The sequence below is a fragment of the Nocardioides kongjuensis genome, assembly GCF_013409625.1.
In the GTDB taxonomy this organism is placed as follows: domain Bacteria; phylum Actinomycetota; class Actinomycetes; order Propionibacteriales; family Nocardioidaceae; genus Nocardioides; species Nocardioides kongjuensis.
On sequence record NZ_JACCBF010000001.1, the window covers coordinates 1,715,507 to 1,742,362 of the forward strand.

26 protein-coding genes are annotated in these 26,856 nt (G+C 72.3%); 7 read left to right on the forward strand and 19 right to left on the reverse strand.

The features are described 5' to 3' along the window. Positions 1 to 7 precede the first annotated feature (7 nt). The 8 genes from BJ958_RS08295 to BJ958_RS08330 all read right to left on the reverse strand — a co-directional run bounded on the left by BJ958_RS08295 (position 8) and on the right by BJ958_RS08330 (position 12,483). Positions 8 to 1,294, reverse strand: a complete 1,287-nt coding sequence (locus BJ958_RS08295; protein WP_179726398.1) for an aminotransferase class V-fold PLP-dependent enzyme — start codon at positions 1,292 to 1,294, stop codon at positions 8 to 10. A gap of 86 nt (positions 1,295 to 1,380) precedes the next feature. Further along, complete coding sequence (locus BJ958_RS08300; protein ID WP_179726399.1) at positions 1,381 to 3,678, reverse strand: Ig-like domain-containing protein; 2,298 nt, start codon at positions 3,676 to 3,678, stop codon at positions 1,381 to 1,383. Positions 3,679 to 3,730: 52 nt separating this feature from the next. Next, positions 3,731 to 4,939, reverse strand: a complete 1,209-nt coding sequence (locus tag BJ958_RS08305) for a fibronectin type III domain-containing protein (protein WP_179726400.1) — start codon at positions 4,937 to 4,939, stop codon at positions 3,731 to 3,733. Then, a complete protein-coding gene (locus BJ958_RS08310) occupies positions 4,936 to 6,390 on the reverse strand; it encodes a dicarboxylate/amino acid:cation symporter (protein WP_179726401.1) in 1,455 nt (484 codons plus the stop codon). Before BJ958_RS08310 ends, BJ958_RS08305 begins: the two co-directional genes overlap by 4 nt. Positions 6,391 to 6,532: 142 nt before the next feature. Further along, a complete protein-coding gene (locus BJ958_RS08315) occupies positions 6,533 to 7,132 on the reverse strand; it encodes a DUF3105 domain-containing protein (protein ID WP_179726402.1) in 600 nt (199 codons plus the stop codon). Between the two features lie 104 nt (positions 7,133 to 7,236). Further along, positions 7,237 to 7,536 (reverse strand): thiamine-binding protein, encoded by a 300-nt coding sequence (locus BJ958_RS08320; RefSeq protein WP_179726403.1) that lies wholly within the window; start codon positions 7,534 to 7,536, stop codon positions 7,237 to 7,239. An 84-nt stretch (positions 7,537 to 7,620) separates the two neighbouring features. Continuing rightward, positions 7,621 to 10,440 carry an aconitate hydratase AcnA gene (gene acnA / locus BJ958_RS08325; protein ID WP_179726404.1) on the reverse strand — a complete coding sequence of 940 codons (2,820 nt, stop codon included), beginning with the start codon at positions 10,438 to 10,440 and terminating at the stop codon, positions 7,621 to 7,623. Between the two features lie 132 nt (positions 10,441 to 10,572). Next, positions 10,573 to 12,483, reverse strand: a complete 1,911-nt coding sequence (locus tag BJ958_RS08330; protein ID WP_179726405.1) for an ABC transporter ATP-binding protein — start codon at positions 12,481 to 12,483, stop codon at positions 10,573 to 10,575. Positions 12,484 to 12,642: 159 nt separating this feature from the next. On the opposite strand from BJ958_RS08330, the gene BJ958_RS08335 reads away from it, so the two are divergent. After that, positions 12,643 to 13,218 (forward strand): dihydrofolate reductase family protein, encoded by a 576-nt coding sequence (locus tag BJ958_RS08335; protein WP_179726406.1) that lies wholly within the window; start codon positions 12,643 to 12,645, stop codon positions 13,216 to 13,218. 6 nt (positions 13,219 to 13,224) lie between these two features. Here the strand turns inward: BJ958_RS08335 and BJ958_RS08340 are convergent, their stop codons facing one another. Genes BJ958_RS08340 through BJ958_RS08355 form a run of 4 tightly spaced genes read right to left on the reverse strand, consistent with a single transcriptional unit; the run spans position 13,225 to position 17,099 of the window. Next, positions 13,225 to 15,162 carry a YhgE/Pip family protein gene (locus BJ958_RS08340; protein ID WP_179726407.1) on the reverse strand — a complete coding sequence of 646 codons (1,938 nt, stop codon included), beginning with the start codon at positions 15,160 to 15,162 and terminating at the stop codon, positions 13,225 to 13,227. Further along, positions 15,159 to 15,770, reverse strand: a complete 612-nt coding sequence (locus tag BJ958_RS08345; RefSeq protein WP_179726408.1) for a hypothetical protein — start codon at positions 15,768 to 15,770, stop codon at positions 15,159 to 15,161. The genes BJ958_RS08340 and BJ958_RS08345 overlap by 4 nt, the downstream gene beginning before the upstream one ends. Positions 15,771 to 15,827: 57 nt before the next feature. Then, positions 15,828 to 16,109, reverse strand: a complete 282-nt coding sequence (locus BJ958_RS08350; RefSeq protein ID WP_273516267.1) for a putative antibiotic biosynthesis monooxygenase — start codon at positions 16,107 to 16,109, stop codon at positions 15,828 to 15,830. Positions 16,110 to 16,139: 30 nt separating this feature from the next. Next, positions 16,140 to 17,099, reverse strand: a complete 960-nt coding sequence (locus BJ958_RS08355; RefSeq protein WP_179726409.1) for an NAD(P)/FAD-dependent oxidoreductase — start codon at positions 17,097 to 17,099, stop codon at positions 16,140 to 16,142. A 79-nt stretch (positions 17,100 to 17,178) separates the two neighbouring features. Between BJ958_RS08355 and BJ958_RS08360 the strand changes: the two genes are divergently transcribed. Further along, the gene (locus BJ958_RS08360; protein ID WP_179726410.1) at positions 17,179 to 17,796 is read left to right on the forward strand and encodes a helix-turn-helix domain-containing protein; all 618 of its coding nucleotides are present in this window, start codon (positions 17,179 to 17,181) and stop codon (positions 17,794 to 17,796) included. Here the strand turns inward: BJ958_RS08360 and BJ958_RS08365 are convergent. From BJ958_RS08365 to BJ958_RS08375, 3 genes are read right to left on the reverse strand one after another with little or no spacing between them, the layout of a single operon-like run. Further along, positions 17,783 to 18,904 (reverse strand): class I SAM-dependent RNA methyltransferase, encoded by a 1,122-nt coding sequence (locus BJ958_RS08365; RefSeq protein WP_179726411.1) that lies wholly within the window; start codon positions 18,902 to 18,904, stop codon positions 17,783 to 17,785. The genes BJ958_RS08360 and BJ958_RS08365 overlap by 14 nt on opposite strands. Beyond that, the gene (locus BJ958_RS08370; protein ID WP_179726412.1) at positions 18,901 to 20,940 is read right to left on the reverse strand and encodes an amino acid permease; all 2,040 of its coding nucleotides are present in this window, start codon (positions 20,938 to 20,940) and stop codon (positions 18,901 to 18,903) included. Before BJ958_RS08370 ends, BJ958_RS08365 begins: the two co-directional genes overlap by 4 nt. A gap of 28 nt (positions 20,941 to 20,968) precedes the next feature. Beyond that, positions 20,969 to 21,262, reverse strand: a complete 294-nt coding sequence (locus BJ958_RS08375) for a hypothetical protein (protein WP_179726413.1) — start codon at positions 21,260 to 21,262, stop codon at positions 20,969 to 20,971. A gap of 74 nt (positions 21,263 to 21,336) precedes the next feature. Between BJ958_RS08375 and BJ958_RS27725 the strand changes: the two genes are divergently transcribed. From BJ958_RS27725 to BJ958_RS08390, 3 genes are read left to right on the forward strand one after another with little or no spacing between them, the layout of a single operon-like run. Continuing rightward, complete coding sequence (locus BJ958_RS27725; RefSeq protein ID WP_179726414.1) at positions 21,337 to 22,293, forward strand: LuxR C-terminal-related transcriptional regulator; 957 nt, start codon at positions 21,337 to 21,339, stop codon at positions 22,291 to 22,293. 26 nt (positions 22,294 to 22,319) lie between these two features. Beyond that, positions 22,320 to 22,985 (forward strand): NAD-binding protein, encoded by a 666-nt coding sequence (locus tag BJ958_RS08385; protein WP_179726415.1) that lies wholly within the window; start codon positions 22,320 to 22,322, stop codon positions 22,983 to 22,985. 13 nt (positions 22,986 to 22,998) lie between these two features. Next, a complete protein-coding gene (locus BJ958_RS08390) occupies positions 22,999 to 23,673 on the forward strand; it encodes a potassium channel family protein (protein ID WP_179726416.1) in 675 nt (224 codons plus the stop codon). A 14-nt stretch (positions 23,674 to 23,687) separates the two neighbouring features. Here the strand turns inward: BJ958_RS08390 and BJ958_RS08395 are convergent, their stop codons facing one another. The 4 genes from BJ958_RS08395 to dut are packed head-to-tail and all read right to left on the reverse strand — an operon-like array spanning position 23,688 to position 25,978. Next, a complete protein-coding gene (locus tag BJ958_RS08395; protein ID WP_218865648.1) occupies positions 23,688 to 24,446 on the reverse strand; it encodes a DUF3159 domain-containing protein in 759 nt (252 codons plus the stop codon). Beyond that, positions 24,443 to 24,802 carry an OB-fold nucleic acid binding domain-containing protein gene (locus BJ958_RS08400; protein ID WP_179726417.1) on the reverse strand — a complete coding sequence of 120 codons (360 nt, stop codon included), beginning with the start codon at positions 24,800 to 24,802 and terminating at the stop codon, positions 24,443 to 24,445. Before BJ958_RS08400 ends, BJ958_RS08395 begins: the two co-directional genes overlap by 4 nt. Positions 24,803 to 24,810: 8 nt before the next feature. Beyond that, positions 24,811 to 25,485, reverse strand: a complete 675-nt coding sequence (locus tag BJ958_RS08405; protein WP_179726418.1) for a DUF3710 domain-containing protein — start codon at positions 25,483 to 25,485, stop codon at positions 24,811 to 24,813. Between the two features lie 40 nt (positions 25,486 to 25,525). Then, positions 25,526 to 25,978 carry a dUTP diphosphatase gene (dut, locus tag BJ958_RS08410; protein ID WP_179726419.1) on the reverse strand — a complete coding sequence of 151 codons (453 nt, stop codon included), beginning with the start codon at positions 25,976 to 25,978 and terminating at the stop codon, positions 25,526 to 25,528. 61 nt (positions 25,979 to 26,039) lie between these two features. Between dut and BJ958_RS08415 the strand changes: the two genes are divergently transcribed. Beyond that, entirely contained in the window at positions 26,040 to 26,522 is a 483-nt protein-coding gene (locus tag BJ958_RS08415) for a DUF3093 family protein (protein ID WP_179726420.1), read from the forward strand. 42 nt (positions 26,523 to 26,564) lie between these two features. Then, on the forward strand, positions 26,565 to 26,855 hold the full coding sequence (locus BJ958_RS08420) for a DUF4235 domain-containing protein (RefSeq protein WP_179726421.1): 291 nt from the start codon (positions 26,565 to 26,567) through the stop codon (positions 26,853 to 26,855). The last annotated feature ends 1 nt before the right edge of the window (position 26,856 follow it).

Genomic DNA, 26,856 nt, shown 5'->3' on the forward strand with positions numbered 1-26,856 from the left:
GTTCAGGCTACTCGCGCAGCGCCTGCTGCGGCAGCGCCCAGGCGGGCAGCGGCCGCGGGTCCGGGACGGGGAGGTGGTCGGCGTCGTACGTCCACCGGGGCCCGGTCGTCAGCAGCTGCCGGAGCCCGTCGAGCAGCCGGTCGACGTCGGCACTGCTCGTCCCGAGTCCCACGCTCGCCCGCACGGCCGGCGCCCCGCCGGTGAGGCGGGCGAGCAGCGGGTGAGCACAGAACCTGCCGTGCCGTACGCCGACACCGTGCTCGGCGGAGAGGAACTGCGCGACCAGGTCGGCCGGGTGTCCGTCCACGACGAACGTGGCCAGGCCGAGGACGTCGGTCTCGTCGTCCCACAGGCGCAGCAGCCGGACGCCGGGCAGCGCGGCCAGACCGTCGCGCAGCCGGTCGCGCAGGTCTGCCTCGTGCCGGACCTGGGTGGTCTCGGAGAGGGAGGCGAGCGCCTCGCAGGCCGCGGCGAGCGCGACGGCGCCGACGACGTTCGGGGTGCCGGCCTCGTGCCGGGCGGGGGTGTCGGCCCAGGCCACGTCGTCGAGGGTGACCGAGCGAACCGCTCCCCCGCCCGCGAGGTACGGCGGCGCCGCGGCCAGCCAGTCCGGGCGTCCGACGAGCGCTCCGGCGCCGTACGGCGCGTAGAGCTTGTGCCCGGAGAAGGCCAGGTAGTCGACGTCGAGGGCGGTCAGGTCGACCCGGCGGTGCGGGACCAGCTGGGCGCCGTCGACCGCGATCCGGGCCCCGTTGCGGTGGGCGATCTCGACCAGCGCGGCCAGCGGCAGCACCTCGCCGGTGACGTTGGAGGCGCCGGTGACGGCCAGCAGGGCCGCCGGGCGGCGCGCCAGCTCGGCGTCGAGCGCGGCCAGCGTGGCGGCCAGCGTGGGCCGGGCGGTGACGGTGCGGCGCCCCGGGCCGGCCCACGGCAGGAGGTTGGCGTGGTGCTCGACGTCGAGCGTGACGACCTCGCCGGGAACCGCCGTGGCGAGCAGGTTGAAGGCATCGGTGGTGTGCCGGACGAGCTGGACGACGTCGTCGGGGCGGGCGCCGACGAAGTCCCCGACGCTGCGTCGGGCGGTCTCGTGGGCGGTCGTGCTGACCGCCGACGCGTGCCCGGCGCCGCGGTGGACGCTGGAGTAGTACGGCAGGAACTGGGTCACCCGCTCGGCGACGCTGCCGAGGGCCGGGGCGCTGGCGGCGATGTCGAGGTTGGCGTAGGGGACGGTGCCGCCGGTGACGAGCGGGACCCGGAGGTCGCCGCCGACGACGGGGAGCAGGGAGGTGGTCACGGGGGTCTCCGATCAGGGGTTGGGACGGGAACGGACCGGGTCCGGCAGCGGTGCTGCCGGACCCGGTCGAGGGAGGGATCCTCGTGCTACTTCGTCACCTTGATCGCCTTCGCGGAGGCGGTCAGCGGCAACCAGGTCGCGTCACCGGAGTAGGCGATGGTGACCTTCCACTTGCCCTTGGCGAGCTTGGGCAGCTTCACCGTCGCGACGCCGTTGACGACGACGGCGTTCTTCGCCGTGCGCTTGGTGCTGCCCTTGGTGAGCACCACCTTCACGGTGCCGGTGGCCGCGGCCTTGCCGGTCGGGACGGAGACGGCCACCTTCGCCGCACCGGCCTTCTTCGAGGTCGGCTTCTTCGTCACCGACAGCGTCGCGCCCGAGGCCGCCACGGGTCCGGCGGGCGTGGCCGTCGAGGCCTGGACCGTCAGCGGCTGGGTCCGCTCGGCGCCGCCGACGAGACCGGCCGCGCCGCCGCCGTACACGTAGCGGACGGTGTGCTGCCCGACGGTCAGGGCCGGCAGCGGGAGGCTCACGTCGACCACGCGGTCGGCGTCCACGTCGACCTCGCCGAGCTTGGCGTCGTCGACGAAGACCTGCACCGAGCCGCCCAGCGGGCGCAGCCCGGTGAGCGGCGCGAGGGTGGCGCCGGCGGTCCGGTCGGAGAAGAAGCCGCTGAACCTGGTGCCGACGCTGACCTGGGCGGTGAGGTTGCCGGGCTGCGTCGCGGAGACCGTCGCCGGGGCACCGGTGACGGTGACCTGGCTGTCGTAGCCACCGGCGACACCGGCGATCACGTCGCGCACCTCGTCGATCGCCTCACGGGCGAAGTTGCGCTGGTTCTGCAGCGAGTTCTGCCCGGCTTCGGCACTGACGTTGACGTTGCCGCGCAGCTTGTCGGGGTCGCCGGCGTCGTACGACGCGTCCTTGCCCTTGGTGAACCAGACCTCGGTCATGTACTCGACGTTGCCGGCGAACTGCGGTGCCGCCGGGTCGCCGACGGCCGGGTTGGTCCAGTCGTCGCGGATCGCCTGGTCGAGGACCGGCGCGGGCTGGCCGCCGGCGGTGGCGTCCTTGTCGTAGGACAGCAGGTGGCCGACCTGGATCTTGCGGGCGAGCTTCTCCTGGCCGTTGACGACGTACTTCACCGGGCTGGTGCTCTGGGTGCCGGGCTCCTCGGCGAGCACCTTGTACTGGGTCTTCGCGTTGGAGAGCTTCTCGAGGATCCGGCCGTAGAGGTACGACGGGCGGGTCTGCAGCGAGGATCCGTTGACGGTGCGGAACGCGTTGTCACGGATGTGCTTGTCGAGCGAGCCGGAGTTGCCGGTCGAGTCGAGCGAGAAGTCGAAGTTGTAGACCTTCTTGATCCCGTAGCGGCGCGCGTACTCGGCGGTCTGCTTGATGATCGCCGCGGTGTTGTGGCACCAGGTGCCCCCGAAGAGGATGAGGAAGTCGCCCTCGCTGTCGAGGATGTCGATCAGCTCCGGGTAGGTGATGGCCTGGATCCGGAAGTCGTCCTCGTCGCCGTTGGTGAGGTCCTCGGCGGCGTCGAAGATGTCTCCGCCGAACCGCTTGAGGTTGAGCGCCTCGGTCGCCGGGTCGGCGTTCTTGACGTAGCGCTCGTAGTGGCGGCGGTTGTGCTCGGTGCTGAGGAAGTCCCACTGGGTGTCGACGTCGAGGTCGGCGGAGGTCAGCACCCGCTTCACGTCCGTCTTGTACGACGCCAGCGCGGCCGGCGAGGAGAGGTCGGCCGGCGGCGTGACGAGCGCGTCGACGATGCGGTTCGTGTCGCCGCCGGCGGCGTCGTACACGAAGAGGTAGGGGTGCTGCGCGGAGACCCGCTGGTCCGGCTTCGCCGGGTCGGTGGCGAGGGTGAAAGGCGTCTCGGCGTCCTTGCCGAGGTAGCTGGTCACGAGCCGCTCACCGAGGTCGAGGAACTGGTCCTTGCCGGCGTTGTCGGCGGTGGCGAGGTCGAACCCGGTGAGGTCGAAGACGCTGAGCGCCTCGCCGTCGAGGTTGGGGTCGAAGTTGTAGATCCTCTCGATGCCCTCGGCCTTCGCGACGTCCTGGATGGCACCGATGGTGTCCTGGAGGTAGTCGTCCTCCGGGCCGCCGATCACGAAGGCCCACTTGCCGGTGTTCTTCTTCAGCAGGTACTCGAAGCGCTCGAAGGTGACCGTCTCGAAGACGCTGCCCTTGTCGAGCGCCGGGAACTCGTCGTCGAACCAGTCGACGGTCGCGCCGTGCGTGGCCGCGGGGTAGGTGGCCGGAGCCGGGTCGGGGTCGGCGGCGCGCGCGGGTGCGTCGATGCCCAGGAGGGGCGACGCCGCGAGCGCGGCGACCGTGGCGGCCGCGGCGGTGCGCCTCAGGTGGGTGCGGTGCTTCATCAGGGGGATCGCTCTCTTGTTCTCGGGATGGGTGATGCGGGCTGTCGGGAGGTCAGGCGGGGACGAGGACGCGACGCGGACGGCGGCGACGCCCGCGCAGGACGTGCCAGGCCAGCGCGAGCGCGCCGGCACCGGCGAGCCCGCCGAGGATCGCGAGGCCGGCGTTGTCCGGGATCGGCGCCGGCTCCTCGTCCGCTGCGGCCTCGCTCTCGGCCTTCGCGGGCGCACCGCCGGCGGCGGCGACGGTGACCGGCGTGGTGGCGACCTGGGTGCCGCCGAAGAGGACGACGAGCTCGTGCTCGCCCGCGGCGACGCCCGCGGGGACGACGACGTCCGCGGTGAACCCGCCGTTGTCGTCGGTCTTCACGGTGCCGAGCGGGACGGGATCGGAGTGCAGCTCGAGGGCATAGCCCTCGATCCGCGGCGCGAAGCCGGTGCCGGTGACGGTCACGGTGGCGCCGGGCGTGAGGTCGCCCGTCACGGTCACGGTGCCGGCGACCGTGGTCGGGTCGACGCCGACGACGACCGGCTCCGACGGCGGCGAGCCCGCCGACTCGCCGGCGGCGTTGCTGGCCCAGACCGCGGCACGGTAGCTGCCGGGGGGCACGTCCTCGAAGACGTACTCCAGGGTCGAGGCGTCGGTCTCGACGGCGGCCTGTCCGGTGAAGCGGACCAGGTAGCCGGTCACCTGCTCGATCTCCGCGTTCGGCGAGGCCGCCCACGAGACGGTCACGGTGTCGCCGTCGACCGTCAGGGTCGGCGCGGCGAGCGCGCTCGGCGCGCCGGGCGCGACCTGCTCGGAGGCGGTGTCGGTCGGGTCGACCACGGCGCCCGTCGTACCGGTGGAGCCGCTGGTCCCGGTGCTGCCCGTGCCCTTGCCCGGGCTCTTGCCGCCGCTCGCCTTGCCGCCCGATCCCGTCGTACCGCCGCCGGTGCTGGGCGTGTTGGGCGTCGGGGTCGCCGTCGGAGTGGGCGTCGGCGTGGGCGTCGTGGTCGGCTTGTCGCCCTTGTAGCTGTAGCTGCCGGCCGGGTACGACGTCTTGCCGTTGCGGTTGGGGTAGATCGGGTGCTGGTTCTCGTCGAGCTCGCAGTCCTGGATCCACAGGCAGGTCACGTCGTCGAGGCAGGGGAACTCGTCGCCCCCGTCGACCCAGCCGTCGGCGTGGGCGGCCGGGGCCGGTCCGATCGAGACGGCCAGGGTGGCCGCGATCGCGGCGACGGGCAGCAGGGCGAGGATCCGGTGGGATCGCCGGACGGTCATGCGTTCACTCCTTGGGGGATGGGGGTGGAGACGGGGGCGGAGACGGGGGCCGGCAGCGCGCAGGCGCCGACGGGGACGCCGGGGTCGAAGAGCGCCCCGCCCGGGTCCTCGGTGACCTCCCCGGCCAGGTCGTCGGGGACGACGAGCCCGTCGAAGACCGCGTCGTCGAGGCGTCCCTCCTGGCGGGCCACGATGGTGGCGGCGACGGCGGCGGACGTGACGTTGTCGAGCGTGCGCGCCATGTCGGCGACCATGCTGACCGGCAGCGTGATCGCGACGAGCTCGAGCGGGAGACCGGCCGCGGTGAGCACGGTGGTGGCGGTGATCGTGGCGGTGCCGGGCACGCCCGCCGTGCCGACCGAGACGATCACGCCGAGCAGCACCAGGACGAGGTAGTCCTGCACGCCCCACGAGATGCCGAGGGCGTTGACGCCGAAGACGGCCAGCAGGACCGGCCACACGCCCGCACAGCCGGGCATGCCGATGGTGGTGCCGAGAGGCGCGGTGAAGCCGGCGATGTCGGACGGGACGCCGATCCGCTCGCGCAGCAGCCGCGTGGTCACCGGCAGGGTGCCGGCGCTGCTCTGCGTGGTGAACGCGGTCAGCTGGGCGGGGGCGATCCGGCGGAAGAAGCGCACCGGGTCGACGTCGGCGAACACGCGCAGCAGCACGCCGTTGACGAGGAACGCATGCACGAAACAGGCCGCCCACGCCAGGCCGAGCACCCCGAGCAGCGAGACCATCTGCGACCACTGCCCCGCGGCACGAGCGGTGGCGACGGCGGTCAGCGAGAGCACGGCGTACGGCGTCAGCGCGATCACGAAGCCGACGGCGCGGTAGATGATCTCGCGCAGCGCGTCGATGAACGCCTTGAACGGCGCCACGGTGGCCGGTGCGCGGTCGGCGACGAGCGAGTAGGACACCGCGATCAGGACGCTGAACAGGATGATCGGGATGATGTTGTTCTCGGCGATGTCGGTGACGATGTTCGTCGGGAAGAAGTCGATGAAGACCTCGGTGAACGGCTTCTTGATGTTCTCCAGCGCCGAGGTGTTCGTCTCGCCGAGCGTCAGGTCGGCGCCCTTGCCGATGCCCAGCTGGAGCGAGAGGCCCAGGGTCAGCAGCACGGCGAGCGCGTTGAGGGCGAGCAGCCAGCCGACCGACCGGGCGCCGATGGTGCGCAGCTGGGCGGTGGTGCCGAGCGAGGTGATGCTCGAGAGGATCGAGACGATGATCAGCGGCGCGACGATCGCGAGCAGCAGGTTCAGGTAGACCTTGCCGACCGGCTCCACGTAGTCGAGGTGGCCCTCGAAGACCACGCCCACCGCCACTCCCAGCCCCAGTGCGCCGATGGTCAGCACGCTGAAGTTCACCCGCATCCGGCCCAGCACGTGGATGCCGGCGAACAGTCCCAGCGTCACCAGCAGTGCGGCGACGGCGTACCCGCCCATGAGTCCCTCTTCTTCTTTAGTCGACTATTTCGATCGACTTAAAGACTAGGGGATTGGTGAGGGTGCTCCATGCCAGATCGCCTGAAATGCGGTCAGCCATCCCGGATTCCGGGATGGCTGATCGGTGGGGCCTATCAGGGGGTCAGACGACGGGGCCTCCGGCCGGCGGCAGGTCGGCGGGGTCGACTCCCCCGTTGCACGACGCGAACGGCTCGGGCGCGGTGTCGCCGGCACCGAACTGCGCGACGAACAGTGCGATCCGCGGGTCGTCCGGGCCGGTGAGCTCCAGCTGGCGGCCCCAGACGGTGATCACGACGGGCGCCGCCTGGTCGTCGTACGGCGACAGGATGCCATTGGCCGGCAGTGCCTCGGTGAGTCGTCGGACGCCGGCGGCGTCGACGTCGTCGGTGCGATAGGTCAGCCACACGGTGCCGTGCTCGAGGTCGTGCACGGCGTTGGCCTCGGGGACCGGCTCGTCGTACGCCCCGCACTCGAGCCAGGACGGCGCGTGGTCGCCACCCACCGGCGGGGACTGCGGGTAGTCCGGCTCCTCCCCCGGAGCGACGTGCTGGTTGGTCAGGCCGTCGTACTCCTCGACGGCGGCGAGGCTGCTGGTGTCGGGCTCCGCCGCGGTGGCCTGGTCGTCGGCCTCGGCGTCGTCGTCGGTCGCGAGCACGACAGGGACGACGATCGCGACCGCGAGCACGAGGACGGCGGCCAGCACGGCGAGCACGATCGGCACCGCTGAGCGCTTCCGCGGAGGCGGGAAGCCGGGCGGAGGGAACGCCGGGGGCGGGGAGGGTGGGGAGGGCGGCGGGTAGGGCGGCGGCGGGAAGAGCGGCTCGCTCACTGCTCGAGTGCCCGCTCGACCCGCTCCACCTTGGCGCTCAGCTCACCGGTGAAGCCCGGCCGGATGTCGGCCTTGAGCACGAGCCCGACCCGCGGCGAGGTCGCGGCGACGACGTCGACCGCCTGCTTCACCACGGCCATCACCTCGTCCCACTCGCCTTCGATCGTCGTGAACATCGACGTCGTCTCGTTGGGCAACCCGGACTCGCGGACCACCCGGACCGCGGCGGCCACGGCCTCGGACACGCCACCGGTGTCGTCGGAGCTGGAGGGGCTGATGCTGAACGCGACGAGCATGCGCCCACCGTAGCCAGCATCCGGACAGCCGAACGGCCCGCCCCCGTGCGGGAGCGGGCCGTCCGGTTGGACCAGCGTGCTGCGTCAGCCGCGGAGCAGGTTGCGCAGGACGTACTGCATGATGCCGCCGTTGCGGTAGTAGTTCGCCTCACCGGGGGTGTCGATGCGGACGACCGCGTCGAACTCCACACCCGTGTCGGTGGTGACCTTCACCGTCGACGGCGTGGTGCCGTCGTTGAGCTCGGTGATGCCGGCGATCGAGAACGTCTCCTCGCCGGTCAGGCCGAGCGACTCGGCATTCTGGCCCTCGGGGAACTGCAGCGGGATGACACCCATGCCGATCAGGTTGGAGCGGTGGATGCGCTCGTAGCTCTCGGCGATGACCGCCTTGACGCCGAGCAGCGAGGTGCCCTTGGCCGCCCAGTCGCGCGAGGATCCGGAGCCGTACTCCTTGCCGGCCAGGACGACCAGCGGGATGCCCGCCTCCTGGTAGTGCACCGAGGCGTCGTACACCGTGCTGACCGGACCGCCCTCGACCGTGAAGTCGCGGGTGAAGCCGCCCTCGGTGCCGGGCGCGATCTGGTTGCGCAGGCGGATGTTGGCGAACGTGCCGCGGATCATGACCTCGTGGTTGCCGCGGCGCGAGCCGTAGGAGTTGAAGTCACGCGGGGCGACGCCGTGCTCGGTGAGGTAGATGCCCGCGGGCGAGTCGGCCTTGATCGAGCCGGCCGGCGAGATGTGGTCGGTGGTGACCGAGTCGCCGAGCTTGAGCAGCACACGGGCACCGGAGATGTCGGTGACCGGGGCCGGCTCGTCGGGCATGCCGTCGAAGTACGGCGCCTTGCGGACGTAGGTCGACGCCTCGTCCCAGGTGAAGGTGTTGCCCTCGGGAGTGGGCAGCGAGCGCCAGCGCTCGTCACCCTTGAAGACGTCGGCGTACGACTCGGCGAACATGTCCGAGTTGATCGCACCGGCGATGGTCTCCTCGACCTCGGCCGGCGAGGGCCAGATGTCCTTGAGGAAGACGTCGTTGCCGTCGGCGTCCTGGCCCAGCGCGTCGTTGAACAGGTCGACGTCCATCGAGCCGGCCAGCGCGTACGCGACGACCAGCGGCGGCGAGGCCAGGTAGTTCATCTTGATGTCGGGGCTGATCCGGCCCTCGAAGTTCCGGTTGCCCGAGAGCACCGAGACGACGGCGAGGTCGTTCTCGTTGACCGCGGCGGAGACCTCGGGGATGAGCGGGCCCGAGTTGCCGATGCAGGTGACGCAGCCGTAGCCGACCAGGTTGAAGCCGAGCTTGTCGAGGTACGGCGTGAGGCCGGCCTTGTCGTAGTAGTCGGAGACGACCTGCGAGCCGGGCGCGAGGGTGGTCTTGACCCACGGCTTGCGGGTCAGGCCCTTCTCGACGGCCTTCTTGGCGAGCAGCGCGGCGCCGATCATGACCGACGGGTTGGACGTGTTGGTGCAGGAGGTGATCGAGGCGATCGTGACCGCACCGTGGTCCAGCGTGAAGGTCGTGCCGTCCTCGAGGGTCACCTCGACCGGCGTGGAGGCGCGGCCGCCGTCGGTCGCCGCCGCGGAGAGGTGCGTGTTGGGCGCGTCCTCGCCGTTGGACTGCGCCGGGTCGTGCGAGGGGGCGTCCGAGCCCGGGAAGGACTCCTCGACGGCCTCGTCGTAGCCCGTCGTGTGCTGCACCTCGCCGGCGTAGTCGACCAGCGCGGTGCGGAAGGACTCCTTGGCCTCGGAGACGAGCACGCGGTCCTGCGGGCGCTTCGGGCCGGCGATCGACGGTACGACGGTCGCCAGGTCGAGCTCGAGCTTCTCGGAGTAGCGCGGCTCGGCGGCCGGGTCGAGCCAGAGGCCCTGCTCCTTGGCGTACTTCTCGACGAGCGCGATCTGCTCCTCGGAGCGACCGGTCAGGCGCAGGTAGCTGGTGGTCTCGCCGTCGATCGGGAACACCGCGATGGTCGAGCCGAACTCCGGCGACATGTTGCCGATGGTGGCGCGGTTGGCCAGCGGCAGCGCCGCGACGCCGGGGCCGTAGAACTCGACGAACTTGCCGACGACGCCGTGCTTGCGGACCATCTCGGTGATCGTGAGGACCAGGTCGGTGGCGGTCGAGCCCTCGGGCAGCTCGCCGGAGAGCTTGAAGCCGACCACGCGCGGGATCAGCATGGAGACCGGCTGGCCGAGCATGGCGGCCTCGGCCTCGATGCCGCCGACGCCCCAGCCGACGACGCCGATGCCGTTGACCATGGTGGTGTGGGAGTCGGTGCCGACGCAGGTGTCGGGGTAGGCCAGCAGCTCGCCGTCGACCTCGCGGGTGAAGACCGTGCGGGCGAGGTGCTCGATGTTGACCTGGTGGACGATGCCGGTGCCCGGCGGGACGACCTTGAAGTCGTCGAAGGCGCCCTGGCCCCAGCGCAGGAACTGGTAGCGCTCGCGGTTGCGCTCGTACTCGATCTCGACGTTGCGGGCGAAGGCCTCGGGCGTGCCGAAGACGTCGGCCATGACGGAGTGGTCGATGACCATCTCGGCCGGCGCGAGCGGGTTGATCTTGGTGGCGTCGCCGCCCAGGTCGGCCATGGCCTCGCGCATGGTGGCGAGGTCGACGACGCAGGGGACGCCGGTGAAGTCCTGCATGATCACGCGGGCGGGCGTGAACTGGATCTCCTTGTCGGGCTGGGCGGTCTCGTCCCAGCCGGCGAGGGCCTTGATGTCCTCGGCCGTGATGTCCGCGCCGTCCTCGGTACGGAGCAGGTTCTCGAGCAGCACCTTCAGCGAGAAGGGCAGGCTCTCGACGTCGAGGCCCTCCCCCTTGACCGCGTCGAGGCGGAAGATCTCGTAGGACTTGCCGTCCACGTCCAGGGTGCTCTTGGCGCCGAAGCTGTTCTTGCTGGCCATCGCGTCTCCGTCCTCATCGACTTCATCGTTGTCGCTAGGTCTCCTGTTGCATCCTGCCGCCGCGAGCGGCCGATCGGATAGTGAGGCTGACCTAAGTCCTGCAGGACACCGGACTCCCGATATCTCTTGACGTCAAGATACACGATCCGCGGGCAGATCTCCACGCAGGTCCGCCACCGGCGCGTCCTCGGCGAACTGCGTCCGGTAGAGCTCCTCGTAACGGCCACCGGCGGCCAGCAGCGCGGCGTGCGTGCCGCGCTCGACGATCCGGCCGTCCTCGACGACGGCGATCAGGTCGGCGGCCCGGATCGTCGAGAGCCGGTGCGCGATCACCAGGGCGGTCCGCCCGGCGAGGGCCTCGCCCAGCGCCGCCTGCACGGCGGCCTCCGAGGTGGAGTCGAGGGACGCGGTCGCCTCGTCGAGGATGACCACCTGCGGCTGCTTGAGCAGCAGCCGGGCGATGGTGAGCCGCTGCCGCTCCCCTCCCGAGAGCCGGTAGCCGCGCTCCCCCACCACCGTGTCGAGACCGTCGGGCAGCCCGCGCACCAGGTCGGCCAGCCGGGCCCGGGACAACGCGTCCCACAGGTCCTGCTCGCTGGCCTCCGGCCGGGCGAGCAGCAGGTTGCCGCGGATGGTGTCGTGGAACAGGTGCCCGTCCTGGGTGACCATGCCGACCGCGCCCCGGATGGAGGCGGCGGTCAGGTCCCGCACGTCGACCCCCGCCAGGCGTACGGCGCCCCCGTCGACGTCGTACAACCGGGACACGAGCTGCGCGATGGTCGACTTGCCCGCGCCCGAGGAGCCGACGAGCGCCACGACCTGGCCGGGCTCGGCGCGCAGGGAGATGCCGTGCAGCACCTCCTCGCCACCACGGGTGTCGAGCGTGGCGACCGCCTCGAGCGAGGCCAGCGAGACCTTGTCGGCCGACGGGTAGGCGAACCGGACGTCGTCGAGCTCGACCGCGACCGGGCCGTCGGGCACCTCGCCGGCACCGGGGCGGTCCTTGATCAGCGGCTCGAGGTCGAGCACCTCGAAGACCCGCTCGAAGCTGACCAGTGCGCTCATCACCTCGACCCGGGCGCTGGCCAGGGCGGTCAGGGGCGCGTACAGCCGCGTGAGCAGCAGGGACAGCGCGACCACGTCACCGGCGTCGAGCGTGCCCTGCAGGGCGAGGGCGCCGCCGAGGCCGTAGACGACGGCGACCGCGAGCGCGGAGACCAGCGTCAGCGCGGTGACGAAGGTGGTCTGCACCATCGCCGTGCGCACCCCGATCTCGGCGACCCGCCGCGCCCGCGCGGCGAACTCGACGGACTCCTGCTCGGGCCGGCCGAACAGCTTGACCAGGGTGGCTCCGGGAGCGGAGAAGCGCTCGGTCATCTGGTTGCCCATCGCGGCGTTGTGGTCGGCAGCCTCGCGCTGGATGCCGGCCAGCCGGCGCCCCATCCGCCGGGCCGGCACGACGAACACGGGCAGCAGCACCAGCGCGAGGAGGGTGACCTGCCAGGAGATGCCGAGCATCACGACCAGGGTCAGCACCAGCGTCACCAGGTTGCCGACGACACCGGACAGGGTCTGGCTGAACGCGCGCTGCGCGCCGATCACGTCGTTGTTGAGCCGGCTGACCAGCGCGCCCGTCCGGGTGCGGCTGAAGAAGGCGACCGGCATCCGCTGCACGTGGTCGAACACGGCGGTGCGCAGGTCGAGGATCAGGCCCTCGCCGATGCTCGACGAGAGCCAGCGCGACACCAGCCCGAGCGCGGCGTCCAGGACGGCCAGCACCGCGATCGCCAGCGCCAGCCGTACGACGACCGAGCGGTTGTCGCCCGCCACGATCGCGTTGACGACGTCGCCGGCCAGCACCGGCGTCGCGACCGCGAGCCCGGCCGTGACGACGCTGAGCACCACGAACCCGATCAGCTTGCGTCGGTGCGGACGCGCGAAGCGCAGGATCCGCTTCGCGGTCGCGGTGCTGAACTCCCGCTGCTCGTCGGGCCCGTGCATCCCCCGGTACACCTGGCTCCAGGCGATCGACTCCATGCTCATGGTTGCGACCGTAGAACCTCAAGCCGACATGAGGACAAGCCGACGGGACCCCACGCCGCGGAAATCGCCGGAAAAAAGATCCGCCCGGCCTGTCGTACCGGTTCTCCCCCGTTCGTGGAGAGGATGTCAGCGCCCCAGTCCCGACCCCGGAGGTCACCCATGCGCACCCTGATCTACACCGCCTTCGTCTCCGTCGACGGCGTCGTCCAGGCCCCCGGCCCCGAGAACGGCTACCGCAACGGCGGCTGGACCTTCCAGGGCCTGGACTTCCTCCCGGAGGTCTACGAGCTCAAGGGTCGCGAGCAGGAGGAGGCGGGCGCCCTGCTGCTCGGCCGGGTCAGCTACCAGGCGTTCGCGCCGGTCTGGCCGTCGATGACCGAGGAGTTCCCGAGGTACAACGCGATGCCGAAGTACGTCGTGTCGTCCACGCTCGAGGACGAGGACCTCGTCACCGACTGGGGCGAGACCACGATCCTGCGCTCCCTCGACGACGTCGCCGCGCTCAAGGAGACCGACGGCGGCCCGATCTCGATCCACGGCTCGGCGAGCCTGGCCCGTGGCCTCGCCGACGCCGGGCTGCTCGACCGCTACCACCTGCTGGTCTTCCCGTGGGTCCTCGGCGCCGGCAAGCGGATGTGGAGCGAGACCGACAAGGACCGCCAGAAGCTGGAGCTGGTCGAGAGCGCGTCGTACGCCAACGGCGTGCAGAAGCTCTGCTACGACGTCGTGCGCTGACGCCTCCTACAGCACCACCGTCGGCTTGACCCGGCTCGGCGTCCACACCCTGTGCCGGCGCGCGACCAGCGAGGTGAGCACCAGCGCACCGACCAGGTACGCCGCCAGCACCAGCACCGCCGTGGACGCGCGGGCCGGGTCACCGCCGTACATGAGCTGGCGCAGGCCGTCGACGGCGTAGCTCATCGGCAGCACCTGGTGCAGCCAGTGCAGCGGCTCGGGGATCGTCTGCCACGGGAAGGTGCCGCCGGCGGTCACCAGCTGGACCACCATCAGGACCAGCGCGAGGAACTGGCCGGGCGTGCCCAGCAGGGCGTTGAGCAGGTGCACGATCGCGATGAAGGTCGCCGAGATCAAGATCATGAACAACCAGGTCCGCAGGCACTCGACGATCCCGACGTCGAGGGTGAGCGCCACCACCGCGAAGGCCAGGGTCATCTGCACCGCGCCGATGAGGGCGGGGGGAAGCCAGCCGCCGAGGGCGATCCGCAACGGCTGCTGGTTGGCCGCCAGCGCCCGGCTGGACAGCGGGCGGACCAGGAGGAAGAGGACGTAGCCGCCGATCCAGGCGGCCAGGGCCAGGAAGAACGGCGCGAGGCCGGCCCCGTAGTTGCGGGCCGCCGCGTCGCTGCGAGCCCGGACGTCGATCGGGTTCGCGATCGTCTCGGCGATCTGCCGGCGCGAGTCCTCGGTGGTGTCGGGGACCTTCTCGACGCCGGCAGCGAGCCCGTCGCGCAGCGTGCCGGCGCCCGCGGTCAGCTGCCGCAGGCCCTTGCGCAGCTCGACAGTGCCGTCGTGCAGGGTGCCGGCGCCCTTGTCGAGCCGGGCCGCCCCGGTCTCCAGCTTGCCGGCGCCGTCGCGCGCCTGACGGATCCCCTCCACCAGGGCGGGCGCCGAGCGGGCCAGCTGCTCGGCGCCGTCGGCGACCTGGTCCGCGCCGCTCGCCAGCTGGTTGAGCTGCTTGCGCACGTCGGCGGCCTTCGTGTCGACGGCGTGCACCTTGCCGCCGACCCGGTCGTAGACCCCGAGCAACCGGTCCTGGGCTCCCTGGTCGAGGCCGAGCTGGTTCATCTGGGCGACGAGGTCGGCCCGGCCGCCGTCGTACGCGACCCGGGCGTCGTGGACCGCACCGGCGATCCTATTGCCCGCGCCTGCGACCTTCTGGTCGCCGGACGCGACCTGACGGGCGCCGTCGGCCAGCCTCCGGGCCTGCCGGGGCAGGGGCGCGGTACGGGTGGCGAGTGTGGTCAGCCCGTCGTGCAGCTGGGTTGCTCCGGTGTGCAGCTGCCCGGTGCCGTCGGCGAGCTGGGCGCTGCCGTCGACGAGCCTGCGCGAGCCCGTGCGGGCCTGCTTCAGCCCGTCCTGCAGCTGGCCCGCCCCGTCGGCCCCCTGCTGGAGCCCCTGGCGGACGTCGGCGATGCCGAGCAGGAAGGTGCCGACCGCCTCCTGGGAGACCTTCTGCCCGATCGCGTCGCGCACCTTGGTGGCGACGGTGGTGGCGATGGTGGTCGACAGGTAGGAGTTCGCGTCGTTGGTGAGCATGGTGATCCGCGCTTGCTCCGGGTCCCCGCCCGAGCTGCTGGTCAGGGCGGCGGAGAAGTCACGCGGGATGAGCAGTGCGAAGTCGTAGGTGCCGTCGTCGACCCCGGCCTTCGCGGTGGCCCGGGAGACCTCGTGCCAGCCGAAGTCGGCGGAGTCCAGGAGCTGGTCGGCCACCTCCCGCCCGGCGTCGAGCTCCTTGCCGTCGAGCCCGGTCGCGCCGGTGTCCTCGACGACCAGCGCGGTCGGGACCCGGTCCAGCGCGGCGTACGGGTCGTGGTTGGCGTAGAGGTAGAGCCCGGCATAGATGGTCGGCACCGTCACCAGCGCCAGCACGGTGATCCGGCCCATCCGGATGCTCAGGAGCCGGGAGAGCTCGCTCCACGCGATGCGCAGGGTGTTCACGCCGCACCTCCGATCGTGGCCGTGCGGACGACCTCGCCGGCCAGGTCCACCGCCTCGCTCACGGTCACCAGGACCCCGAGCCCGCGGTCCGCCGCTCCCCGGGCGACCGGCCACCAGTCCCGCCGGTGCAGGCCGTGCCGGTCGGGCGAGACCAGCACCAGGAACCGGGCATCCGGTCGCGCCGCCCCGAGCTCGGTCAGCGAGCGGATCCGGTCCGCCGGCGGCACGTCCTCGGTCCGGAGCCCGGGGCCGGTCGCGAGCCGGTGCTCCCGCAGCCACGCCGACACCGCCCGCAGCCCCGCCGGACGCCCGGCGAGGGCGAGCTCCTCGGCGACCACCACCCGGAACGGCACGCTGTCGTCCGGCTCGGTGACCCCGGGTACGTCGACCAGCACCACCGCCGCTTGCAAGGCCCCGGGCGAGGGGTCCTCGCCGAGGGCGACGGTGCCGCCGGTCAACCGGAGCCGTCCGGCCAGCGCGAGGGCCAGCGCGACGTTGCCGTGCCCGGGCCGCCCCACGGCGACGACCACCTCGCCGGCGACCAGCTCCACCGAGGTGGGTTCGAGCAGCCCCGCGACCGCACCGTCCGTCATGACCAGGTTCGCCATGACCGTCAGTCTGCCGTGGCGGCGCCGCGACCCTGCGGAGGACCGGCCTGCCGCGCCCTAGCGTGCGTGGTTCGGTCTGGGGCTCCGGGCAAGGATCCGCGAGCGGATCCTGTGCAGCTGCGGCATCAGGCCGTAGACGACGATGGGGACGGCGATGGTGGCGAGCACGAACGTGCGCAGCACCGGGGACATCGGGCGCAGCCAGTCCGCAAGGGTCAGGTTGATCAGCGTCAGCGTCGGGAAGACGCACAGCCAGATCATCAGGGCGAGCTGGTGCTTGGTCGGCGGGCCGGCGGGGCGGGCGGGGCGGTCGGGTGTGGCGGTGTCCTGGTCGGGCACGGCGGGCTCCTCTGCTTCTCGGTGGGTGGGTCAGGTGGCGGATCGGACGGGCAGGCCCGCGCGGAACGCATCGACGGCGTCCCGGACGTCCTCGTCCGTGAGGTCGTTGTTGATGGCGATGGCCGCCGCAGACCCCTCGCCGGCGGCCGTGATGACCTGGGCCCGCGGGTTCGACGCGTTCCCGGCGGCCCAGACGCCGTCCACGGTCGTCCTCCCGCCGGCGTCGACGAGGGGCCATCCGTCCTCGTCGGCCTGTCCCCCGAGGCCACGGACGAAGTCGTCGTTCCCGGCGAGCCCGGGACGCACGAAGACCGCCGACCTCGCGACGAGCCGGCCGTCGGCGAGACGTACGCCGCTCAGCCGGTCGTCGTCGACGACGAGCCCGCCGACCGTGCCCTCGACGATGCCGATGGCCCGCGCCGTGAGCTGTTCGCGCTCCACGTCGGTGAGCCGGGTCGTGTGGGCGAAGAACACCACGTCGTCGCTCCACTGGCGCACCAGCTGCGCGTGCGCGACGGCACCAGGCGTGCCGCCGAGGACACCCAGCGGCTGGTCGCGGACCTCGTGACCGTGGCAGTACGGGCAGTGCAGCAGGTCCTTGCCCCAGCGTTCGGCGACGCCGGGCAGGTCCGGCACCCGGTCGGTGAGGCCCGTGGTGACCAGGAGCCGCCGGGCTGCGAGTCCCCGGCCGCTGCCGAGCAGCAGGCCGAAGCGGCCGTTCGCCGAGGTCATGAGCCCGGCGACGGTGTCGGTGACGAGCTCTCCTCCGTACCGTGCGACCTCGTCGCGGCCGGCCGCGAGCAGGTCCGCCGGCGCCATGCCGTCGCGGGACAGGAATCCGTGCATCCGGGAGGCGGGTGCGTTGCGCGGCCGGCCGGCGTCGATGACGACCACGCTGCGCCGCGCGCGGGTGAGGACCAGGGCGGCGGAGAGCCCGGCGGGTCCGCCGCCGATGACGGCGACGTCGAAGCTGCTGGTGGGGGTGCTCATGGCGACGAGCCTGCGCTCCTCGTCCCGATACCGGCAACATTCGTTGCCGAAACCGGGACAGACGCGGTTTCATGGCCGCATGGACGACCCGACCTCCCGGATCTCGGCGGCCCTCGAGGCGGTCGGACCGCGGCTCAGGCGCATCCGGTCGATCCGCGGCACCAGCCTCGCCGACCTCGCCGCGGCCACGGGGATCTCCACGAGCACGCTCTCGCGCCTCGAGACGGGACAGCGCAAGCCCAGCCTGGAGCTCCTGCTCCCGCTCGCCCAGGCCTACGGCGTACCGCTCGACGAGCTCGTCGGCGCTCCCGAGGTGGGCGACCCACGCGTGCACCTCCGGCCACGGACCGTCAACGGGCGGACCGTCATCCCGCTCACCCGCCAACCGGGCGCCGTCCAGGTGTGGAAGATCGTCATCCCGACGTCCAAGCACGAGGTCGACCTCAAGGCCCACGAGGGCTACGAGTGGATGTACGTCATCAGCGGCAGGCTCCGGGTCGTCATCGGCGACCACGACCTCGAGCTCGGCCCCGGGGAGGTCGCCGAGTTCGACACCCGCGTCCCGCACTGGTTCGGCAGCAACGGCCGGGTCCCGGTCGAGGTGCTCTCCGTCCTCGGCCGGCAAGGGGAGCGCATGCACGTGCGTGCCCGGCCGAAGGGGACGAAGGGGACGAAGGGGTCGGTCACTCCCGCGTGAGCAGCGCGACGCACTCGACGTGGTGCGTCATCGGGAACAGGTCGAAGGCGCGAAGCGACCCGAGCCGGTAGCCGTGCTCGGCGAAGATCGCGACGTCGCGGGCGAGCGCGGAGGGGTCGCAGGCGACGTACGCCACCGCGCGGGGGCCACGGGCGACGACCTGCTCGACGACGGCCCGCTTGGCGCCGACCCGGGGCGGGTCGAGCACGACGAGGTCGGCGTGGCCCCAGGCTGCGGGCAGGCCGGTGGCGAGCACGGAGGCCACGTCGCCGGGGACCGCGGTGATCCCGGGGCAGTTGCGCTCGGACAGCGCCGACGCGGCCTGGTCCCCCTCGACCGCGGCGACGCGGCCGGTCGGGCCGACCGCCTCGGCGAGGAAGCGGCTGAACAGGCCGACGCCGGCATAGAGGTCGAGCGCGCTCTCGCCCGGCCGGGGGTCGAGGGCCTCGAGCACGGCCCCGACCAGCGCCTCCGGGGCGCCGGGGTGGACCTGCCAGAAGCCACCGTCGGCGACCTCGAAGGTCCTCCCCCGCACGACGTACGACGGACCGCCAGGCGCCTCGAGCAGGCACTCGTCGACCGGGACGACGTCGTGGGAGCGGTGCTTGCGCATCCCGCGCCCACCGTCGGGCAGCGGCACGTAGCGCTGGCGGGTGCGCCAGTGCAGTCCGTCCTCGTCGCCGGGCACCGCCTCCACGGTGACGTCCACGTCGAGGCGGGCCAGGCGACGCAGCTGCTCGCGCACCACGGCGGCCTTCAGGGACCGCTGGGCCGGGACCGCGACGTGCTGGAAGTCGCAGCCGCCGCACAGTCCGGGGCCGGCGTACGGGCAGGGGGCGGGCACGCGGTCGGGCGAGGCCGTGAGCACCTCGACGGCGTCGGCGCGCCAGAACGTGTCACCCTCCGTGCCCTCGGTGATCTCCAGGACCACCCGCTCACCGGGCAGGGCGTGCCGGACGAAGACGACCCGGTCCTCGACCCGGGCGACGCAGTGGCCGCCGTGGGCGACCGGACCGACCTCGGCCTCGAACCTGCGCCCGGCGACGGAGGCACCGCGGGTGGTCCGGGCCCGGGGCCGACGCGAGGGTCGGCGGGCGGGCCGGCTCACCGCGGGGTCTGCCGGTCGTCGCCGACGACCCGGCCGCGGCGCAGGTCGCCGGCGTGCACGCGGTGCTCCTCGCGCTCCTCGCGCTCGAGCGCGATCTCGGAGGACCGCAGCTGGTAGGGCACCGAGATGACCATGACGCCGGGCGTGAACAGCAGCCGGCCCTTGAGCCGCAGCGCGGTCTGGTTGTGCAGGAACTGCTCCCACCAGCGGCCCACGACGTACTCGGGGATGTAGACGGCCACGACTCCGCGCGGATTGGCACGGCGGATCGCGGAGGCGTACTCCACGATCGGCTTGACCACCTCGCGGTACGGCGAGTGCAGCACCTTGAGCGGGATGCCGGTGTTGCGCTCGTCCCACTCCTCCAACAGCCGCACGGTGTCCTTCTGGTCCACCGACACGTAGACGCCCTCGAGTGCGTTCGGCCGGGTCGCCTTCGCGAACGCCAGCGCCCGCAGGGTCGGCTTGTGCAGCTTGGAGACGAGCACGATGGCGTGCACGCGGGTCGGCAGCGCCTTGTCGGTCTCGTCGGCGGCGAGCTCGCGCTCGACGTTGTCGTAGTGCTTCTTGATGCCCCTCATCACGATGAAGAAGAACGTCATCGCCAAGATCGTGATCCAGGCTCCGGCGAGGAACTTGGTCAGCAGCACGACGACCAGGACGACGGCGGTGAACGACAGCCCGATCGCGTTGATGGTCCGCGAGCGGATCATCCTGCGCCGTTCGCCGGCGTCGCGCTCGGTCGCGAGGTGGCGGGTCCAGTGCCGGATCATGCCGAGCTGGCTGAGGTTGAAGGAGACGAAGACGCCGACGATGTAGAGCTGGATCAGCTTCGTGGTCTCGGCGTCGAACGCGATGATCAGGACGATCGCCATCAGGGCCAGGAAGACGATGCCGTTGCTGTAGGCGAGCCGGTCGCCGCGGGCGCCGAGCGCGCGCGGAGCGAGACCGTCCTTGGCCAGGATCGAGCCCAGGACGGGGAAGCCGTTGAAGGCGGTGTTGGCGGCCAGGACGAGGATGATGCCGGTGACCGTGACGACGAAGTAGAAGCCCGGGCTGAAGTCGCGGAAGACCGCGTCGGCGATCTGCGCGATCACCGCGTGCTGGTCGTAGCCGTCGGGCACCGGCTTGCCGTCCATGGTCAGCCGCTCGAGCTCGTGCGGGTCGACGTACTTCAGGCCGATCTGCTTGGCCAGCACGATGACGCTGATCATCATCGTGATCGCGATCAGGCCGAGCATGAGCAGCGTGGTCGCCGCGTTCTTGCTCTTGGGCCGCTTGAACGCCGGGACGCCGTTGGAGATCGCCTCGACACCGGTCAGCGCCGCACAGCCCGACGAGAACGCACGGGCGAGCAGCACGACCAGCCCGAAGGTCGTCAGCGGCTCCTCCCAGCCCTCGCGGGGAGCGATGTCGAGCCCGGCGCTCTCGGCCATCGGCAGCGACCCGCCGAGCGCCTGGACCAGGCCGAAGGCGCACATGCCCAAGATCGCGACCATGAACAGGTAGGTCGGGATCGCGAAGAACGTGCCCGACTCCCGGATGCCGCGCAGGTTCATCGCCATCAGCAGCAGCACCAGGACCACGGCGATCGTCGCCTCGTGGTCCTGGAACGCCGGTATGGCCGCCGAGGCGTAGTTCGCCCCGGACGAGATCGACACCGCCACCGTCAGCACGTAGTCGACCAGCAGCGCGCTGGCCACCGTCATGCCCGCAGTGCGCCCGAGGTTGACGGTCGCCACCTCGTAGTCGCCACCACCGGAGGGATAGGCGTGCACCGTCTGGCGGTACGACGCGATCACCGCCGCCATCACGATCGCGACGGCGATGCCGATCTTCCACGACCAGATGTACTGCGAGGCGCCCGCGATCGCCAGCATGATGAAGATCTCGTCGGGTGCGTACGCCACCGACGACAGCGCGTCGCTGGCGAACACCGGGAGCGCGATCCGCTTGGGAAGCAGTGTCTCCCCCAGCTGGGCGCTGCGCAGCTTGCGCCCGAGGAGGATGCGCTTCGATACGTCTCCGACACCCACGAGCGACAACGGTAGGGCATGCCTGCCGCTATCCCAGCGTTCGCTGCACCACCAGGTCGAGGACGACCGGCTCCCGGTGCCCCGCCAGCTGGTCGCGCGAGGCCGGCGTCGCCCAGATCTTCGCCAGTGCGCCCCGGAAGGCGGTGGCGGTCGCGAGGTCGTCGAAGTCGAGGTCGACCCGGACCTGACGCGGGTCGTCGGCCGCCCGGACCACGCGGTAGGAGCGGACCCCGCTGCCGCGGCGGAAGTCCTCGTAGCGGTTGAAGACCTCGAACCACGTGTCGAAGTCGTGGACGGTGTTGTCGACGCTGAGAGTGATCATGAGGCCAGCGTCGTCGGCCCCGGGCTCGCGGAACATCCCCGAGCCCGGGGGGTTCGCCGCCCTACCCTGACGACGTGGACCTGCTCGTCCGCGTCGAGCGCACCTGTGCCGCCGACTGCTCCGACCGCGAGCTGCGGGAGCGGCTCGTGGCGCTGCTGCGCGAGCGGTTGCCGTTCGAGGGGCACATGTTCGCGATGACCGACCCGGTGACCGGGGTGGCCAGCTCTCCGCACGCGACCGTGCCGATGCTCCCCTGGCCCGAGCTGCCCGGACTGGTCCGCACCCGGCACCTGACGCCCGAACGGACGGCGTGGAACACCTACCTGTCCCGGTTCGGCGTGACCGACACGGCCCACGTCGCCTTCGCGGACCGGCACGGCCGCTGGGGCTGGCTGGAGCTGTGGCGCGTCCGGGGCCGGTACGACGACCGAGAGCGCCGCCTCCTCGCGCAGCTGGCGCCCACGATCACCCGGGGCCTGCGTGCCGCGTCGGCCCGGACCTTCGCCGCCCGCGACCCCGCCCTGTCCCCCGTGCCGCCCGGCGTCGTCCTCCTCGACGACGGGCTGCGGGTGCTCGACCAGACCGACGCCGCGGCGCAGGCGCTGCTGCGTCTGCTGCCACCGCCGGGGGCCGATGCCTCGATGGCGCCGATCCCGGCGGCGGCCTACAACGCCGGGGCCGCGCTGGTGGCGGCCGAGGCCGGACTGTGGCCGACGGACCCGAGCTCCCGGGTCCACCTCGGCGGCAACCGGTGGGTCACGGTCCGGGCCGCGCGCCTGGGCGCGGGCATCGCGGTGGCGATCGCGCCCGCCACGGCCGAGGAGCGCACCGACCTGTTCGCCCGCGTGCACGGGCTGTCCCCGCGGGAGACCGAGGTGCTCGGCCTCGTCCTCCAGGGCCTCGGCACGCCCGAGATCGCCGCGCGCCTGGTCCTCGCCCGCACGACGGTCGAGGACCACGTGAAGGCACTGCTCGCGAAGACCGGCTCCCCCAGCCGACAGGTCCTGCTCGCGAGGGCACTCGGAACCTGAGGCCCGGCTGCTATAGCGTGCTCACCGTGCACGTCGTGATCATGGGCTGCGGACGGGTCGGCTCGACCCTGGCCCGCAGCCTCGAGGACCGCAACCACACCGTGTCGATCATCGACAGCGAGCCGGACGCCTTCCGGCGGCTGGGTCCTGGGTTCAACGGTGACAAGATCCCGGGGATCGGCTTCGACCAGGAGGTCCTCGAGAAGGCCGGCATCCGGCGCGCTGACGCGTTCGCGGCCGTGTCGAGCGGTGACAACTCCAACATCATCGCCGCGCGGGTCGCCCGGGAGACCTTCGGGATCCAGCAGGTCGTCGCCCGGATCTACGACCCCGGCCGCGCCGAGGTCTACCAGCGGCTCGGCATCACCACGGTCGCCACCGTGAAGTGGACCGCCGACCAGGTGCTGCGCCGGATCCTGCCGGCCGGTGCCGAGCCGGACTTCCGTGACCCGTCGGGCACGATCCGGGTCGACCACATCCCGGCTCCCGAGGTCTGGGTCGGCGCGCGGGTGGGCCAGCTCCAGGAGCAGGCCCGCTGCCGGGTCGCGTGGATCGACCGTCTCGGCGAGGGCCTGCTGCCCGACCGGGACAGCGTCATCCAGGAGGGCGACATGCTGCACCTGGTCACCCGCGAGGAGTCCGCGGACCAGGCGTACAAGGTGCTGGCCCGCGGGCCCGAGCACGAGGGCTGAGGGGAACAGACAGATGCGTGTCGCCATCGCCGGAGCAGGTGCCGTCGGTCGCTCGATCGCCCGCGAGCTGATCGAGAACGGCCACGAGGTGCTCCTCATCGACAAGTCCCCGTCCTCGATCCGCCCCGAGCGGGTCCCGGACGCCGAGTGGCTGCTCGCCGACTCGTGCGAGCTGTCCTCGCTGGAGGAGGCCCGGCTCGACAAGTGCGACGTGGTCATCGCCGCCACGGGCGACGACAAGGCCAACCTGGTCACCTCGCTGCTCGCCAAGACGGAGTTCGGGGTCCCGCGCACGGTCGGGCGGGTCAACCACCCCAACAACGAGTGGCTGTTCACCGAGGCCTGGGGCGTCGACGTCAACGTCTCGACGCCGCGCATCATGTCGGCGCTGGTCGAGGAGGCCGTGAGCGTCGGCGACCTGGTGCGGCTGTTCACCTTCCGCAAGGGCAACGCCAACCTGGTCGAGATGGTGCTGCCGGCCGACTCGCCGTACGTCGGCAAGGCCTCCGGCCTGATCCCGCTCCCGGAGAACTGCGCGCTCGTCTCGATCCTGCGCGACGGTCAGGTCTACGTGCCGACGCCGGAGCAGCCGGTCGAGTCCGGCGACGAGCTCCTCTTCGTCGTCCCGGCCGAGGCCGAGGACGAGCTGGAGCGGCTGCTCGCCCCGGGCTCGCACCCGGAGAAGTAGGCCGGACAGGTAGGTCAGGCGGGCTCGGCGTCGGCGCTGGCGTCGGACCCGGCGACCTCGGCGGCGGCCTCCAGGGGCGTCGCGTTGCGGGCGAGCAGCCAGAACATCAGCGAGAACGCCGCGATCCGCAGCACCCAGCCGAGGCCGAGCCGCAGCACCGCGATGATCGTGACGGCCACCTCGGCCCGGATCACGTCGTGGTGACCGAGCAGCCAGACCGGTCCCTGCAGGAGCACGCCGATGGCTCCGGGCGCCAGCATCAGCCAGGTCAGCCGGCTGCACAGCCGGACGACCTGGTCGTTCTTGCGCCACTCGAGGGGGTCCTCGGTGCCGACGCCGAGCATGAAGCCGAGCATCGGCCAGCGCAGCAGGCAGGTCGCGGCGAGGACGACCGAGTAGACGCCGCTGTAGAGGATGCCGGGCAGGAAGTACGCCAGCGCCTGGTCGGAGGCGTCGCCGCCCGAGCCCTGCGCCCAGCGGACGAACACCCAGCCGATCGCGAGGCCGAAGATCGCGTTGAACACGTACTGCGTCGAGCTGCGCTGGACGAGCCGCAGGACCAGGGCGATCGCGGCCACGGCGCCCGCCGCGACCAGGGCCAGCTCGATCTGCTTGGTCGGCAGCCAGAGCAGGGTGAACACCAGCCCGGGCAGGGCCGCCTCGATCGTGCCCCGCCGGCCGCCGAGGGTGGTCGCGAGCTGACGCCGCACGAGCGCCTCGACGGTGTCGACGCCGATCGGCTCGTGGCTCGCGGCCCTCTCCGGCGTGCTCACAGCAGCTCGTAACGGGGGTTGTAGAGGATCCGGGTGCCGTCCTGGCTGCCGATGCGCCCCGTCACCTCGAGCGCCCGACCGGGATCGATGCCGGCGATCCGGCGACGGCCGAGCCAGATCACCGTGACCACGCCCGTGCCGTCGTACAGCTCCGCCTCGAGGGCCGGCACCCCACCGCGCGGGCGCAGGGTCACCGTGCGCAGAGTGCCGCGCAGCCGCACCGGCTCACGGTCGGGGGCGTCGCCGATGCACACCACACCGGTGCCGCTGAACGCGGCACGGAGGTCACGGGCCTCGGCCTCGTCGGGGTTGGCCCACTTGCTGATCGTGCGCCGCAGGCGGCTCTTCGTGCGCATCGGACCGGTCAGGTGGTGGGGACGGCGCGTGGCGTGGCGCCCTCGGGCAACGAGAGCGGGAGCTGCTCACCGACGGGCATGGCGTGGGCGCCGCGGCGCACGGCGACCTGGGCGATCGCGGCCTCCCAGGCCTCGGCCGACTCGGGGTCACGGGCGGGGTCGCCGAGCAGTGTCGCGCGCAGCAGCCAGCGGGGTCCGTTGATGCCGATCACGCGGGAGGTCTGGGTGCCGGTGGCGCCGTCGGCGCGGGTCATCCGCACCTCGCACACCAGCTCGGTGCCGAACCGGCCCTCGCGCTCGGTGGCGGTGCCGCCGCGGCGAGCGGCGTCGGCCGCGATCTGCGGACGGATCTCGCTCCACAGGTCACCGTTGCGCGGTGCCGCGAAGGCGCGCAGCTCGAGCGCGCCCTCGTCGGTGGCCAGGAGCACGGCCCGCACGGCGCCGGACTGCTCGTCGACCTGCACCCGCAGCTCGCGGTCCTCGGCGGGGGCGACGAGCAGCGAGCCCAGGTCGAGCCGGGCGATGCCGTCGTCGGGGAGGTCGTCGGCGTCGAACGGGCCGGACGTCGGGTCACCCGCGGCGCCCCGAGCGTCGTCGGCGGTCTCGCCCGCCTCGCCGGTCCCGGTGGTCTCGTCCACCGCGTCGTCGACCGTCGGGTCGGCAGCCTTGCGCCGCAGCCTCACTGTGTCCTCCTCGTTGCGCCGCTCGCGCCGTTGCCGACCCTCACGACTGGAATCCTCCGGTTGAACCGTAGCCGCCACTGCCACGCACGCTGTCCGGAAGGGCGCTCACCGCCTCGAACCGGGCCCGCTCGACCCGTTGGACCACCAGCTGGGCGATGCGGTCTCCCCGGCGCAGCGTGATCGCCTCCACCGGGTCGTGGTTGATCAGCAGCACCTTGATCTCTCCACGGTAGCCCGCGTCGACGGTTCCCGGGGTGTTCACGATCGACAGACCGTGCCTGGCCGCCAGGCCGGAGCGCGGGTGGATCAGGGCGACGTACCCCTCGGGCAGCGCGATCGCGATCCCGGTGGGGATCAGCGCCCGCTCGCCGGGCGCCAGGTCGACGTCGACACCGGCGACCAGGTCGGCCCCCGCGTCGCCCGGGTGGGCGTACGCGGGAAGGGGCAGCTCGGGGTCGAGCTGCTGGACGGCGATCACCAGGTCGTCAGGCACGGGGAGACCCTAGCGACCCCTAGCGACGAGGCCCGACCACCCGGATGGGATCATCCTCCCCGTGAGCGAGAGTGCGAGCTACCAGGAGCGGCTGCGGGTTCCGCTGCGCTGGTGGGCCCAGGGCACGATGCTCGTCGCGACCCTCTGGCTGACGCTGATCGTCGCGCTGATCGGCCACGCCGCGTGGCTCGCGTGGGTGGTGACCGGCGTGGTCCTCGCCGGGATGGCCGCCTGGCTGCGGTCCTACGGCGGCGCGCGCGTCGAGGTGTCCGACGGCTGGTTCCGTGCGGGCCGGGCCCGGATCGAGATGTCGTACGTCGGCACGGCCGAGGCCCTCGACGCCGACCGCACCCGCCGCGTGTCGGGTCCCGAGGCGGACGCCCGGGCGTACCTGCTGCTGCGTCCCTACCTGCGCCAGTCGGTCAAGGTGGAGATCACCGACCCGGCCGACCCGGTGCCGTACTGGCTGGTGAGCTCTCGCCACCCGCGCGCGCTGGCCGGCGCGCTCAACGCGGTCCGCACGGGCAACCCGGCCGACCAGTAGGGCGAGCGACCGGTAGGGCGCGCGACCAGTAGGCTCGGCCGCATGGCAAAGGACAGCTCCAAGGTCTGGTCGGCGTTCTCCCTCGTCGCGGCGCTCGGCGCTGCCGCGGTGGCCAAGAAGGGGCTGGACACCAGCTGGCGCGCGGCGACCGGCAAGCAGCCGCCGGCGAACCCGGCCGATCCCGACGTCGACGTCTGGGAGGCGGTCGCCTGGGCCGCAGCGAGCGGCACCTTCGTCGCGCTCGCCAAGATGCTCGCCCAGCGCCGGGCCGCGGGCTACTACCTCAAGTCGACCGGCCAGCTGCCCCCGGGCCTGCGCAAGGGCGAGGCCTGAG

Bases quoted from the DNA above. Each gene is read 5' to 3' on its own strand.
- BJ958_RS08300 (WP_179726399.1), bottom strand. From the start codon at position 3,678: ATGAAGCACCGCACCCACCTGAGGCGCACCGCCGCGGCCGCCACGGTC.
- BJ958_RS08305 (WP_179726400.1), bottom strand. From the start codon at position 4,939: ATGACCGTCCGGCGATCCCACCGGATCCTCGCCCTGCTGCCCGTCGCC.
- BJ958_RS08310 (WP_179726401.1), bottom strand. From the start codon at position 6,390: ATGGGCGGGTACGCCGTCGCCGCACTGCTGGTGACGCTGGGACTGTTC.
- BJ958_RS08320 (WP_179726403.1), bottom strand. From the start codon at position 7,536: ATGCTCGTCGCGTTCAGCATCAGCCCCTCCAGCTCCGACGACACCGGT.
- acnA (WP_179726404.1), bottom strand. From the start codon at position 10,440: ATGGCCAGCAAGAACAGCTTCGGCGCCAAGAGCACCCTGGACGTGGAC.
- BJ958_RS08330 (WP_179726405.1), bottom strand. From the start codon at position 12,483: ATGAGCATGGAGTCGATCGCCTGGAGCCAGGTGTACCGGGGGATGCAC.
- BJ958_RS08335 (WP_179726406.1), top strand. From the start codon at position 12,643: ATGCGCACCCTGATCTACACCGCCTTCGTCTCCGTCGACGGCGTCGTC.
- BJ958_RS08345 (WP_179726408.1), bottom strand. From the start codon at position 15,770: ATGGCGAACCTGGTCATGACGGACGGTGCGGTCGCGGGGCTGCTCGAA.
- BJ958_RS08355 (WP_179726409.1), bottom strand. From the start codon at position 17,099: ATGAGCACCCCCACCAGCAGCTTCGACGTCGCCGTCATCGGCGGCGGA.
- BJ958_RS08360 (WP_179726410.1), top strand. From the start codon at position 17,179: ATGGACGACCCGACCTCCCGGATCTCGGCGGCCCTCGAGGCGGTCGGA.
- BJ958_RS08375 (WP_179726413.1), bottom strand. From the start codon at position 21,262: ATGATCACTCTCAGCGTCGACAACACCGTCCACGACTTCGACACGTGG.
- BJ958_RS08390 (WP_179726416.1), top strand. From the start codon at position 22,999: ATGCGTGTCGCCATCGCCGGAGCAGGTGCCGTCGGTCGCTCGATCGCC.
- BJ958_RS08400 (WP_179726417.1), bottom strand. From the start codon at position 24,802: ATGCGCACGAAGAGCCGCCTGCGGCGCACGATCAGCAAGTGGGCCAAC.
- BJ958_RS08420 (WP_179726421.1), top strand. From the start codon at position 26,565: ATGGCAAAGGACAGCTCCAAGGTCTGGTCGGCGTTCTCCCTCGTCGCG.